The 13,711-nt window shown below is 52.0% G+C and carries 11 protein-coding genes; 3 read left to right on the plus strand and 8 right to left on the minus strand.

Annotated elements, in window-relative coordinates:
• Positions 1-31: 31 nt before the first annotated feature.
• Positions 32-1,216, minus strand: coding sequence for a mannonate dehydratase (gene uxuA, locus AC534G_RS21795; protein WP_110496114.1), 1,185 nt, complete (start codon positions 1,214-1,216; stop codon positions 32-34).
• Positions 1,217-1,477: 261 nt separating this feature from the next.
• Here uxuA and gntP point away from each other — a divergent pair, with 261 nt between their 5' ends.
• A complete protein-coding gene (gene gntP, locus AC534G_RS21800) occupies positions 1,478-2,821 on the plus strand; it encodes a gluconate permease GntP (RefSeq protein ID WP_038636883.1) in 1,344 nt (447 codons plus the stop codon).
• Positions 2,822-2,869: 48 nt separating this feature from the next.
• Here the strand turns inward: gntP and AC534G_RS21805 are convergent, their stop codons facing one another.
• Genes AC534G_RS21805 through AC534G_RS21815 form a run of 3 tightly spaced genes read right to left on the minus strand, consistent with a single transcriptional unit; the run spans position 2,870 to position 5,715 of the window.
• Positions 2,870-3,565 carry a LutC/YkgG family protein gene (locus tag AC534G_RS21805; RefSeq protein ID WP_038636881.1) on the minus strand — a complete coding sequence of 232 codons (696 nt, stop codon included), beginning with the start codon at positions 3,563-3,565 and terminating at the stop codon, positions 2,870-2,872.
• The gene (locus tag AC534G_RS21810) at positions 3,558-4,985 is read right to left on the minus strand and encodes a LutB/LldF family L-lactate oxidation iron-sulfur protein (protein ID WP_038636879.1); all 1,428 of its coding nucleotides are present in this window, start codon (positions 4,983-4,985) and stop codon (positions 3,558-3,560) included. The genes AC534G_RS21805 and AC534G_RS21810 overlap by 8 nt, the downstream gene beginning before the upstream one ends.
• 10 nt (positions 4,986-4,995) lie before the next feature.
• Positions 4,996-5,715: a (Fe-S)-binding protein gene (locus AC534G_RS21815; RefSeq protein ID WP_042312620.1), complete on the minus strand. Its 720-nt coding sequence runs from the start codon at positions 5,713-5,715 to the stop codon at positions 4,996-4,998.
• 580 nt (positions 5,716-6,295) lie between these two features.
• On the opposite strand from AC534G_RS21815, the gene AC534G_RS21820 reads away from it, so the two are divergent.
• Complete coding sequence (locus AC534G_RS21820; RefSeq protein WP_085048380.1) at positions 6,296-7,849, plus strand: L-lactate permease; 1,554 nt, start codon at positions 6,296-6,298, stop codon at positions 7,847-7,849.
• 423 nt (positions 7,850-8,272) lie between these two features.
• Here AC534G_RS21820 and pdxY read toward each other — a convergent pair whose 3' ends face one another.
• The 3 genes from pdxY to AC534G_RS21835 all read right to left on the minus strand — a co-directional run bounded on the left by pdxY (position 8,273) and on the right by AC534G_RS21835 (position 11,967).
• On the minus strand, positions 8,273-9,130 hold the full coding sequence (gene pdxY / locus AC534G_RS21825; RefSeq protein ID WP_110496115.1) for a pyridoxal kinase PdxY: 858 nt from the start codon (positions 9,128-9,130) through the stop codon (positions 8,273-8,275).
• An 11-nt stretch (positions 9,131-9,141) separates the two neighbouring features.
• Positions 9,142-10,407, minus strand: coding sequence for an aromatic amino acid transporter (locus tag AC534G_RS21830; RefSeq protein WP_496594465.1), 1,266 nt, complete (start codon positions 10,405-10,407; stop codon positions 9,142-9,144).
• A gap of 189 nt (positions 10,408-10,596) precedes the next feature.
• On the minus strand, positions 10,597-11,967 hold the full coding sequence (locus AC534G_RS21835; RefSeq protein WP_038636869.1) for a tyrosine phenol-lyase: 1,371 nt from the start codon (positions 11,965-11,967) through the stop codon (positions 10,597-10,599).
• A gap of 777 nt (positions 11,968-12,744) precedes the next feature.
• Here AC534G_RS21835 and AC534G_RS21840 point away from each other — a divergent pair.
• Positions 12,745-12,927: a SymE family type I addiction module toxin gene (locus tag AC534G_RS21840; protein WP_110496116.1), complete on the plus strand. Its 183-nt coding sequence runs from the start codon at positions 12,745-12,747 to the stop codon at positions 12,925-12,927.
• A gap of 46 nt (positions 12,928-12,973) precedes the next feature.
• Here the strand turns inward: AC534G_RS21840 and AC534G_RS21845 are convergent, their stop codons facing one another.
• Entirely contained in the window at positions 12,974-13,609 is a 636-nt protein-coding gene (locus AC534G_RS21845; RefSeq protein WP_110496117.1) for an HNH endonuclease, read from the minus strand.
• Between the last annotated feature and the right edge of the window lie 102 nt (positions 13,610-13,711).

The raw sequence follows: 13,711 nt of genomic DNA on the forward strand, positions 1-13,711 counted from the left end.
GCCGGCCAGACAGGTGACCGGCAAATCTGCTTTAACGGCTGAAGAAAGCGCGCTGGATAGCCATTTCAACACCACGCACTTCCGCCAGCCCTTTCAGGCGACCAATCGCGGAGTAACCGGGGTTGGTTTTCTTTTTCAGATCGTCAAGCATCTGATGACCGTGATCCGGTCGCATGGGGATCAGATCCTCTTTGCCCTCAGCTTTACGACGTTGCTCTTCTTCGACGATCGCTTTCACCACTTCGTACATGTCAACGTCGCCGTTAAGATGCGCCGCTTCATGGAAGGTTTTCGGGTTATCTTCACGCAGCGTGGAGCGCAGATGGGTGAAGTAAATGCGCGGACCAAACTGTTTGATCATGTCAACCAGGTCGTTGTCCGCACGAACGCCGTAGGAGCCGGTGCACATGGTAAAACCGTTCGCCATGCTGCTGACCGTATCCACCATCCACTGCATATCTTCCACGGTGGAAACAATACGCGGCAGGCCGAGGATCGGGCGCGGCGGATCGTCCGGGTGTACCGCCATACGCACACCAGCTTCTTCTGCCACCGGAATGATCGCTTTCAGGAAGACGGCAAAATTCTCGCGCAGCGCGGCTTTATCGATATCTTTGTAACGCTCAAGATGCTGACGGAACTGATCGAGGGTATAGCCTTCTTCCGCACCCGGCAGACCGGCGATGATATTGCGGGTCAAACGCGCTTTGTCTTCATCGCTCATGGTTGCGAAGCGTTCATTGGCCTGAGCAATCTCTTCGGCGGTGTAGTCTGCTTCCGCGCCCGGACGTTTGAGGATATGCAGCTCAAAGGCGGCAAATTCAATCTGGTCAAAACGCAACGCTTTGGAGCCGTCCGGCAGGACGTATTCCAGATCGGTACGGGTCCAGTCGAGAACCGGCATAAAGTTATAGCACACGGTACGAATGCCGCACTGGGCCAGGTTACGCAGGCTCTGCTGGTAATTGGCGATCCACTGCTGATAGTTGCCAGAACGGGTTTTAATGTCTTCGTGGATCGGCACGCTTTCGACGACCGACCAGACCAGGCCCGCCTGCTCAATAATCGCTTTGCGCTTTAGGATCTCATCAACCGTCCACACTTCCCCGTTCGGGATATGGTGCAAAGCGGTGACAACGCCCGTGGCACCCGCCTGACGCACATCCGCTAAGGTGACCGGATCGTTAGGGCCATACCAGCGCCATGTCTGTTCCATGTTTTGTTCCTCGTTTACATTATGGACTCGACGATATGGCGCATAAATTCCTCCTTTTGGTATTACATGTCAACCTCAATGGCGATATTGGTTAACCAAATCACAATGAAAGCCGATTTAATCCTATGTGCGCCGCAAAAATACACGGTGAATATGTAAACATGTAACGCAATGTGACATCTATCGCATCAATGGTTAACCAATATATGTAACATCTCAACCAAAATCATAATGGTTCAACCAAAAGAAGGTAGACGTTTTATGCACGTTCTCAATATTCTGTGGGTCGTATTCGGCATCGGTCTGATGCTGGTACTTAATCTAAGATTCAAAATAAACTCGATGGTCGCCCTGCTGCTGGCGGCGCTCTCGGTCGGCATGCTGGCGGGTATGGATTTAATGGAGCTGCTGCACACCATGAAATCCGGTTTCGGCAGTACGCTGGGAGAGCTGGCGATTATCGTGGTATTCGGGGCGGTCATCGGTAAGCTGATGGTTGATTCCGGGGCGGCACATCAGATTGCCCATACGCTACTGGCGCGCCTCGGCCTGCGCTATGTGCAGTTGTCGGTGATCATTATTGGTCTGATCTTCGGCCTGGCGATGTTCTATGAAGTAGCGTTTATTATGCTGGCGCCGCTGGTGATCGTTATTGCTGCGGAAGCGAAGATCCCGTTCCTCAAGCTGGCGATCCCCGCCGTTGCCGCCGCCACCACCGCGCACTCCCTGTTCCCACCGCAACCAGGCCCGGTGGCACTGGTTAACGCCTACGGCGCTGACATGGGCATGGTCTACATCTACGGTATTCTGGTAACCATTCCGAGCGTAATCTGCGCCGGACTTATCCTGCCGAAGTTCCTTGGCAACCTCGATCGTCCGACGCCGTCATTCATGAAAGCCGACGTCCCGGTTGACCAGAACAATCTGCCGTCATTCGGCGTGTCTATTCTGGTGCCGCTGATCCCGGCGATCATCATGATCTCCACCACCATTGCCAACATCTGGCTGGTAAAAGGGACACAAGCATGGGAAGTGGTCAACTTCCTCGGTTCTTCACCGATTGCAATGTTCATCGCCATGATTGTTGCCTTCGTGCTGTTTGGTACCGCGCGTGGTCATGATATGCAATGGGTCATGAACGCCTTTGAAAACGCGGTGAAAAGTATCGCGATGGTGATCCTGATCATCGGCGCGGGCGGCGTACTGAAGCAGACCATCATCGATACCGGCATTGGCGATACCATCGGTATGTTGATGTCGCACGGCAATATTTCTCCGTACATCATGGCGTGGTTGATAACCGTATTAATTCGTCTGGCAACCGGTCAGGGCGTGGTCTCAGCCATGACGGCGGCGGGAATTATCAGCGCAGCCATCCTCGACCCGGCAACCGGTCAACTGGTGGGCGTCGATCCGGCGTTACTGGTGCTGGCAACGGCGGCAGGCTCCAACACCCTGACCCACATCAACGATGCCTCGTTCTGGCTGTTCAAAGGCTACTTTGACCTGTCGGTGAAGGATACGCTGAAAACCTGGGGTCTGCTGGAACTGGTAAACTCCGTGGTGGGTTTGATAATCGTGTTGATCATCAGCATGATTGCATAAAGTCTGTCCCGCTCTGGCAGTAGCGCCAGAGCGGTTTTCCATCCTGTCTTAGCAATCCTCAATAATCAGATACACCGCCTTCACCGGGCCATGCACCCCAACCACCTTGATAAGCTCAATATCCGCCGTCGAACTGGGTCCACTGATAATGTTAATGCACGACGGCATCCGCTCACCGGCCTGCGCTTTCTGATGCAGTTTTTCCGCCAGTTGTGCTACGCGCGGCAGGATGGTGCTTTTACGCAGCACGAAAATCGACGACTCCGGCAACAGGCTCAGGGAACGCCCGCGCTCCGGCGCGGAAAACAGCACCACGCCGCCGGACTCGGTCAGGCCATACTCGGCATAGACCACGCCGACTTTCGCCTGCTCGGCCTGGGTAATATTTTCGCTACCGCGCGCCGGGTCCCAGACCACAGCGTTGCATGCCTGCTGTAAGCGTTCGGTAATGCCCAGTTCCACCAGCCGACTGTCGCCGCTCAGTACCACCGGTTGTGGCCCCAGCTCCTCACACAGGCGGAGCGCCGCGTCTGCGGCCTGATCCTCGCGGGTCAGTTCGCAGCGGGCCAGCATCACCTCGCTGGCAAACTGGATAAACGCCTCGCAGCGCTGCTCGGGGCTCAGTTCGGTCAGGCGCTCGTTGGCATAGTTGTTAACCGGCGCGGCATCCGCGTGCGGTTCGAAACGCAGCGGGCGACCCAACGCCTGGGCGACGGTGTTTAAAAATGCGGTACGGTTATCCATTTTTTTTCTCCTGCGCCTGATGTTTCTTAAACCAGCTGCGGAAACTCTCGCCGTCAGCATCAGGCAGATCGCGCGCCTCCATCCAGTCACCAATCGCGCCAACCTTAAGCGGCGTTTTACCGCCATTGATAAACCAGCTCGCCGCGTGGGCCCCGGCCATCATGCCGACCTTCCACAGCCCTGGATGGCTGTTGGCATAAGCGAACATTTTGATCGCCCGTCGCTCGGCTTTCGGGGTAATGCCCTCTTCGGCCATCACCCGGCGATGCCGCAGGATCAGTTTTGACAGCGGGATCCGCACCGGACAGACGCTGTCACAGGCCGTGCACAGTGAACAGGCATACGGCAGGTCTTTAAAATCTTTATAGCCGCCGAGCAGCGGAGAGATCACTGCGCCGATGGGACCTGGATAGATGGAGCCATAGCCATGCCCGCCGATATGACGATACGCCGGACAGGTGTTCATACAGGCTCCGCAGCGGATGCAGCGCAGCACATCACGAAACGCTGAACCCAGCACCTGCGAGCGCCCGTTATCGACAATCACCAGATGAAATTCTTCCGGTCCGTCAACGTTATCCGCCTCACGCGGGCCGGTCAGCCAGGTGTTGTAGCCCGTCAGACGTGCGCCCACGGCGCTGCGCGCCAGCATAGTGATCAGTACATCCACATCGGCAAACGTCGGTGCGATACGCTCCATACCCATCACCGCAATGTGCGTTTTCGGCAGCGTGGTGCACATGCGCGCGTTGCCTTCGTTGGTCACCAGACACACCGAGCCAGTTTCCGCCACGGCAAAGTTGCAACCGGTAATGCCGATTTCGGCACTCAGGAAATCTTCGCGTATCTTCTGGCGAATGAATAAGGTCATGGCTTCCGGCGTTTCCGGGCCGTCGTAGCCCAGACGTTCGTTCAGCACACGGCGGATCTGATAACGATCTTTATGAATGGCCGGGACCACGACGTGCGAAGGCGGATCCTGATCCAGTTGCAGGATGTATTCGCCGAGATCGGTTTCGATCACCTGAATTCCGGCATCCTGCAGCACATGATTGACGCCGATCTCTTCGGTCACCATCGACTTGGACTTCACCACCTTCTTCGCATTTTTATTCTGTGCGACCTGCAGAATGTAGCGGGTAGCCTCTTCTTTGGTTTTGGCGAAATAGACGTGCCCGCCGTTTTGCGTCACTTTCTCGGAGAGTTGATACAGGTAAGCGTCGAGATTGCTCAGAACGTGATCGCGGATCTGGCTGGCACGATCGCGCCAGTCTTCCCAGTGGCCTAACTCCTCGACCATTTTCTGTCGATTCGCGCCGATACGCTCCTGCGCATTAGCCACGGCTTTGCGCATGATCGGGTCTTCAATCTGCTGACGAATGCGCAGTTTAAATTCTACATCGCTGGTTTTTATCGACATTTCTTTCCCCTCAGCGGCTCATCAGCACTTCAGCAATATGCATCACTTTGACCGGCTGACCTTCCCGTTGCAGTCGACCGCCAATGTTCAGCAGGCAGCTGACATCTGCGCCAATCAAGTATTCCGGCTTCGCATCCATCAGATGGAAAACTTTCTCTTTCACCATCTCGCCGGATATTTCAGCCATTTTGACCGAGAATGTTCCGCCAAAGCCGCAGCAGGTGTCCTGATCGGCAAACGTCAGCAGCTCCAGCCCGCGCACGTTTTTCAGCAGTGTGAGCGGCTCTTCCTTCACACCCAGCTTGCGGGTCAGGCTACAGGAGGGGTGATATACGGCGCGGCCATGCAGACTGGCGCCGACATCCACCACGCCCAGTTTGTTGACAATAAAGGAAGTGAGATCCTGCATACGCGCGGCAACGTTCTCAGCACGGATCGCCCACTCAGGTTCATCGGCCAGATAGGTCGGGTAGCTTTTTACCGCATAGGTGCAGGAGCCTGCCGGAGAGATAATCGGATCGTCGTTGTCTTCCAGCGCGGCGATCAGGTTTTTCATCCCGGGGATCGCTTCTTTGATGTAACCGCTGTTGATGGCTGGCTGACCGCAACACCCTTGCTTCTCGGGGAAATTCACGCGACAACCCAGTTTTTCCAGCAGCAATACGGAGTCTCGTGCCATCCGTGATTTCAGTGCGTCACCAATGCAGGTAACAAAGAAATTTACATTCACAATAACCACTCCATTGCTTCATTTCTGTTTATTGCGCTTGATATTGCTATATCAAGCAAAGGTTCAATCGTCTTTCACACCCAGTTTTTCGGTTTGCTCGTTTTACTAATGCCTGGGTTCATAATGTTGCTCAGATCGTTTTCCTTTGATGGCGACTCTCCGTTTCTTATATCAGGACAATCGCAAATGTCTGCATTTTCATTTGTATGACAAAACAAAAGAATCCCCTAATCGACTCGGACATGCAATAGCCAGGTTTATTTATTTCGGCATCGCTCACATTTTTATATTTAAAACCACAGCATTATTAACACCTTAAGAATAGTTTCAGGAGATAACTATTCTCGTCACCACCATTATCAAACATGTTGTTAAATAACTACTTATAGGTATTCCGCTTACTCTTAAGTATATTTATTCGGCATTAAACTTTAATTAAAAGATTACAATAGTTACAAAACCACAAATCATAATTACTTTATCCACTGAAGCGATTCAGTTTACAGCTTTTATTAATCCAGCAATGTAGCCTCCCCGCCATAAATATAAATCAGGTTTAATAAACCAATCGGGAATAGCAATGAACGAATATTTTATGTTTGCCCTGGCACTCTCTCCGTTACTACTGATGGTATTTTTAATATTAAAACTAAAAATGGCCATCCATTATTCCGTGCTAATCTCTTTAGTTTTCACTGCCGCGTTATCAGCACTATTCTGGGAAATGCCCGTACAGAATCTGAAAGCCGCAATAGGCTATGGCGCACTGAAGGGATTATGGCCGATCGTGATAGTGATCCTCGGCGCTATCTTCAGTTATAACGTCATGCAGGCGACCAAAGCGCTGGATATTCTGCGCGATATTCTCGCCAGCATTAGCGAAGATAAGCGTATTCAGGTGCTGCTGATTTCATGGTGCTTTGGCGGATTCCTTGAAGCTGCGGCGGGTTATGGTACGGCGGTCGCCATTCCAATCGGCATTCTTATTGCGCTCGGATTCAACCCGCTGAAGGCGGCGATCGCCTCTCTGGTTGCAAATACCGTTCCCACCGCATTCGGCGCGGTCGGGATCCCGGTTTCTATTCTGGCGGAACAGGTTAATCTGCCGGTTTATACCTTAGGCGGAACCATTATTTTGCAACTGGCGCTGTTTAATATCCTGCTGCCGTTTGTCATTGTCTGCATAATTGGCGGCGGCCTGAAAGCCATTCGCGGCGTATTTCTGATCACGCTGATGTGCGGCATCACCACGCTGGTTCCGCAATATTTTGTTGCTATCCATCTTGGCGCGGAATTGCCTGCCTTTGCCGGGAGCCTGGTCAGCCTGTTTGCCGTCGCGATAGTCAGCCGCCTGCGCAAAGGGAAAACCGATCCCGAATGGCGCATTGAGGTCAGCCATACCCGCGAAACCACGCCGCGCTCGGCAAAAGTGTTGTTCCGCGTGGGCTCTATCTATCTGTTTATTTTTGTCTTTATCCTGCTGTGTTCACCGCTGTTCCCGACGATAAAAGCCGCGGCGTCCCAACTGGCCTCGGTACTGCATTTCACGCTAGCCGACGGCAAAACCCTGGCGCTGAAAGTGGAATGGGTGACCACGCCGGGGATGCTGATCATCTTTGCGACCATTATCGGCGGTTTTATTCAGGGGGCTTCGGCACGTGGGATGCTGGAAGTGTTTATCAAAACCATTTTCCAGCTTAAAAATTCCATTGTGGCGATTATGGCGATCGTCGCGCTGGCCACGGTGATGGATCTCAGCGGAATTATTTCCACGCTGGCCCAGTCGATTGTCGATCTGACCGGCAGCTCATACGTCTTCCTCGCCCCGGTGATTGGCGCGCTGGGCACGTTTGTGACCGGCAGCGATACCAACTCGAACATTCTGTTCGGTAAGTTGCAAACTATTGCCGCCAGTAAGCTGCATATCGATCCCAACTGGCTGGCGGCGGCCAATACCTCCGGCGCAACGGGCGGAAAAATGATTTCGCCGCAGAGCATCGCCATCGCAGTTTCAGCCACCAAAATGGACGGCCAGGCCAACCAGATAATGTCTGGCACCATGAAATACTGCTGCGCCTACATTGTGATCCTCGGCCTGAAAGTCGGTCTCTTTTATTACTGGTTTATGGCGTAACCCGTTGTCAACCCCGCCAAATTCGCGGCAATCGTATTTGACGACGCGGTGACCATAAAGGTTTACACCGCCCTGGGATCGGAACGAGGTGACAGGCTTTACGATTTGTCGGCGCTGACTAAAATAGCGCCGATGTTTCAAATCGAGGGTTGTTGTTATGTTGTTCTGGAAAAAGATGGTGAAGAAGTTCGACGCCTTTTCTGCGTTGATCCCACCACGCTACTTCCGCGTGTAATGTCTGCGTTTCACGCTCATTTGTCGGCCGGATAAGGCGCAAGCGCCGCATCCGGCAACTGGCCCCCTTTCACTTGCGCAGCCCGCACGCTCTTAACACCCTGACCCACAGACGAAGCCACGCAAAACGGTAGACCAGCGGATGCTGAAATCGTAGCAATGTCAGAAACATAGAGCCTCCTTGCGGCGCTACAGTACCGTTGCCTGATAGCGAATCTGCGGCTCCATTATCTGGTGACGCGCGTCTATCAGCCGCAGTTCATACGAGTCGCGCTCTTTCGTTAGTCGCATCACCGCGTCAACAATACTGGTGGTCCGCTCCAGCGCCAGCTTGTCATCATAACCATTGAGCAGTGAGGCCAGCATCACGCTGCAAATCAGATCCCCTACGCCCACCGGCATTTTGGCAAAGCTATACAGCGGCCGGGCGATGTGTAACGTCTGTTCCGCCGTCACCAGCAGCATTTCAAACGCCTGTTTGTCACGCGAGCAGTCGCCGAGATGCTTCACCAGTACCTTGTTCACGCCCCATGACACCAGCTGCTGCGCCGCTTCCACCACCTCGTCAAAACTACGCAGTTGTCTGCCCGTCAGCACACCCAGCTCATAGAGATTCGGCCCCATTATGTCGGCCAGTTGAATGGCGTCATCGACAAAATAGGACTCCACGCCCTGCGCGACAATGCAGCCTTTTTGCGGGTCGCCCATTACTGGATCGCAAAAATAGAGCGCCTGCGGATTACGCTGGCGAATGGTGGTGACCGCGTGCTTGACCTCTTCGCAATGGCGTTTATCTCCAAGATACCCTGACAATACGGCATCACATTGCGCCAGCTTTTGCAGGTCATCCAGCCCGCTGATGATGGCGCTCAACTCGCCGTGCGGCATCGCCATGCCCTGCCACATCCCGTACTGGGTGTGGTTGGAAAACTGCACGGTGTAAAACGGCCAGACATCGATCCCCGAAAGCTGCATCGGCAACACGGCGGCTTTATTTCCGGCATAGCCATAAACGACTGACGACTGAACAGACAACACGTTTTTCATTTTGACTCCGTCTAACGAAACGTTGGCAGCAGACCAAATACGTCGAGAACAACCGTCAGATAAACAATCGCCCCACAGACAATCACCAGATTGAGCACGGTGTTATTACACGGCGCGGTATAGCTGGCGGTCGGAAAACACTTCCTCGCCGCTTTCACCAGGAACGGCGGCAGGATCACGCTCCAGATGGTAAAGGCCAGACCGGCGTAACCAATCGCGTGCACAAAACCGTTCGGGAAGAAGAAGCACACGGCGGCTGGCGGGAAGTAAGTCACCAGCGCGGTTTTCAGGCGGCCCATGCCGTCATCCGGGAAATGAAACAGATCGGCGATGTAATCAAACAGGCCAAGCGTCGCCGCCAGCAGGGAACTGGCTACCGCGAAGTTGCCGAAGAAGGTCAGGATCAGATCCATATAACGGCTGGTGAACAGCCCGCTGATGGCCTCGACAAACACGTCGATATTGCCGCCTTTGGCGATAATTGGCGGGAACGAGGAACGGCTAATGTTGCCCATCGTAACGGCTAACCAGAAGATATACAGCAGCAGGGCAAACAGCGTGCCGATGATAATAGAGCGCGTAATATTCGAAATCCCGCTCGTGCCGTACAGCTTGACCAGGCTCGGCACGTTACCGTGAAAACCAAACGAGATAATGCAGAACGGCAGCGTCATCAGGATATACGGCAGATACTGCGAATTGGGCAGCGCCACCGCCACGCTGTCGACGAGTTTTGCCACTTCGATATGGCCCACTAGCCCGGAGAAGGTGGCAAAGAACGCCACAAATTTACCGATAATCAGCACGGTAGTGATGCGTCCAACCAGCAAGGAACTGTACCAGGCAATTGCCCCAACCAGCATACTGACGATAATCACCGAGATATTTGCCGGAAAACGCACTCCGCTGTATTTAAATACGGTTTGCGCCATCACCGCCGATGAACCGGAGATATAGGCATAGGTCAGAATATACAGCACAAAGCCGAAAGCGATACCCACCACGATATTCCACTTACGGCCTAATAAATCTTGGGTAAAGGTATTAAAACTGGCACCAGCGCCATAATGTAGGTTAACTTCAACCAGCATCAGGCCGGTTAATAACATCATGATGGCAATAAAGAGAAGAATAACCGACGCACCGGGGAACCATACGCCGGCCATCGCAATCGGCAGGGAAAACATTCCGCCACCCACTACGGTCGCGATAACCAACATGGTTCCGCTAATCAGTCCGGGGGTACTACTCTGTCGCTCAATGGCATTAATATCCATGATAAATGTTCCTGTAGACTATTCGTTATAATTACAGCTGTCATTTGTACATCATGCGGATAATAAAAATGTCGGAGTCAGGGTTTACTTTTTATAGTTCTGTCACGGTAACGGACACCGCAAAGGCTTCCTGTTCATGGAAAAAGAAGACAAAAAAGCCCCATCGCCAGATGGGGCCATAATGCTTATTTAGATATAATCAAAGCGCGCGGTAAAGAAACGCAACTGCTTCGGCTCGTAAATAAACTTCAGCCCGCGAATATCTTCTTTGTGCTGGTAAAGTTTAATAATACCGTCGGCCACCACATCCATATGCGCGTAGGTATAAACGCGACGTGGAATCGTCAGACGCACGGTTTCCAGTTTCGGTCTGTGGTGTTCGCCGGTGACGTTATTACGACCCGCAGAGATAATTCCGCGCTCCATACTACGTACACCAGTTTCTACATAGATGCTGGCAGCCAGGCTTTGCGCCGGGAACTCGTCCTGCGTCAGATGCTCGCAGAAGCGGCGCGCATCGAGGAATACCGCATGACCGCCCACCGGTTCAACAATCGGTACGCCAGCAGCTTTCAGCTTGTCGCCCAGGTAGCGCACCTGCTTCACGCGGTGCTCAATGTACTCATACTGCATGGCTTCGCGCAGGCCAATCGCCATGGCTTCCATGTCGCGTCCGGCCAGGCCGCCGTAGGATGGCATCCCTTCGTAGACCACGACTAACTCTTTGGCAGCAGAGAACATTTCGTCATCATTCATGCACAGGAAGCCGCCGATGTTTACCAGACAGTCTTTTTTACCACTCATGGTACAACCGTCGGCGTAGCTGAACATCTCATGCACGATCTCTGCGATGCTCTTGTTCTCAAAGCCCTGCTCTTGCTCTTTGATAAAGTAGGCGTTTTCTACGCAGCGGGTGGCGTCGTAGAACACTTTAATGCCGTGTGCTTTTGTCAGTTCACGTACCGCACGCATGTTAGCCATCGATACCGGCTGCCCGCCCGCGAGGTTAACCGTCACCGCCAGGCAAATATAGGCAATATTCTCGGCGCCTTTTTCATCAATCAGCTTTTGTAATTTTTTAAGATCGATATCACCTTTAAATGCAATATTCAGACCGGCATCGTGCGCTTCGTCACGAACGATATCGACAAACACCGCGCCATTTTTTTCCTGGTGATAACGGGTAGTGGTGAAATACATATTCCCGGCAACATATTGCCCAGGTTTAATAGCCAGCTGCGATAACAGGTTTTCAGCGCCGCGGCCCTGGTGAGTCGGAACAATATGTTTAAAGCCAAACAGTTCCTGAACCGTTCTTTCCAGATGGTAGAAGTTTTCGCTGCCCGCGTACGCTTCATCACCCATCATCATTCCGGCCCACTGCTTGTCGCTCATTGCGTTGGTGCCACTGTCGGTCAGCAGGTCAATATAAATATCTTTCGAATTTAACAGGAAAGTATTGTAACCCGCTTCCTGCATTTTCTTAAGGCGTTCATCACGCGGGATCATAGATACAGTTTCAACGCTTTTAATACGGAAGGGTTCTGCCGGATAATTCATTTTGTTTCTCCAGTAACAGTGGTCATGTACGTATTAATGTGAAGTAAAGCATACCTGGTTCATCAATAAAGTCTGATGAAATATAACTATTCGCCTCCTGAGCCAGGGGGAGAAATAATGTGGAGGCACTATGCAAGATTTAATTGATTATGGAAATAGCTCGAGCAACATTAATCACTGGCAATAATTCAAAAATCTGTAAATGTGAGTGATGCAAATCACACGTCATTTTTTTACCTATTCATATTCAACAAGTTTTTTTTTGCGTGTTGTTTTGTCGTTCGCTGTTGAGCGTTACCTGCGACCGGAAATACTGAAAACTTAACTTTCCAGGCTGTTCTCATTTTGTATTGGTGAATGAGTACACCCCATTTTGTGAGAGTCGGATCACTTCGCGGGTTACTATTTGTGATACATATCACTAAAAGTGTAAAGCAAAGTGTACAAAACGGTGTTGTTTCAGAGTTTGCTATTTGCTTCAGTGAGTTAGATCGCATTTTTGGCAGATATCGACAGGCGTTGTTTTCTGGAGCGCGGGGATATTCAGGCGTGTGGAAGGTAATGAATTTATACGCTGAATAATACCGGATTTATTGGGATGAAGGCGTTTTCTATTTATTCCAAAAGCGTGCTATTCGCGCTTATATCATCTTATTTACATCTGGACTTCACCCAAGATACAGGGGGAATTTACAGGGGTTTTATTAGCGCGATGCAAAGGTGCGCCAACACCTGCGCATCGCTGATCGCAGTAACTATTATCGGAGAATAGTCACCATGACTGATACGCATTGTATTGCAGTTTCATTTGATCCAGAAGTGCATGCCGCACGCACAGCCGAACCCGAAGAGTCAGAACTGATGAAATCCCTGCGCGCCGTGGAAAAGCTCTCCGCGCGCAAGCAAAAGCAGGTGCTGGAGTTTATCGGAGTGATTGCGGGGAAAGCGTCAAAGGGGTGAGAGTGTGATAGTCCTTGAGGTGCCTGCGGGGTGCCTTTTTGAGCATTTAGCACAGCATATTTTTCAGTTCTTCCGGGGTATACGGCGGGCAGCGCCGGTGCAGCATAGCATGACAATTTGGACACACAGGGATCAGGTCATTGATGGGATCAAGGCGGTAGTTTTCTTTTATTACCGATAAGGGTACCAGGTGATGTACATGAATAAACCCTTCAGCAATCTTACCGTAGACCTTTGACATATCCATGCCACACACTTTGCACTGATAGCCGTGGTGGTGAAGCGCTGCCTGTCGGGCGTTGCGGTCGCGCTCATAGCGATTCACAGCAACCAGGGTCGCTGCCCCCTTGATATATTCAGTTTGCGCTTCGAGTTCTTCAGGAAAGATCGTGTCGCTCACCGCCGCAGCACGATTTTTATCCTGAACAATATGAAAACCTTGCTCAGTCAATAATCTGACGCATTTCGAACTGATACCGCCGGAGAAATCCTGCGGGGTAAACGCTTTGCCCGTCAAAAGCGTCGCCGCAATTCCGGCAATAGCTTTTGACGGATATCGACGCCCCTGAAATTCCAGCTCATAAAGCCGTGCCTCTTTGAAACGATGTGAGAAGCCCGACTCATAGGCGTGAATGGCCTTGATGATGTACTCGCGCGGCAGCGTGTCAGGTAGTTCATTCATGGGGCTGGTTCCTTTAACCAAAGGCTTTCTGAAATAACGGCATGCGATAAAGTGACATCCATAGTGTATCGGTCTCCCCCCCTTGAACAGATGATATTTTGC

This window comes from Citrobacter sp. CRE-46, from assembly GCF_059615875.1.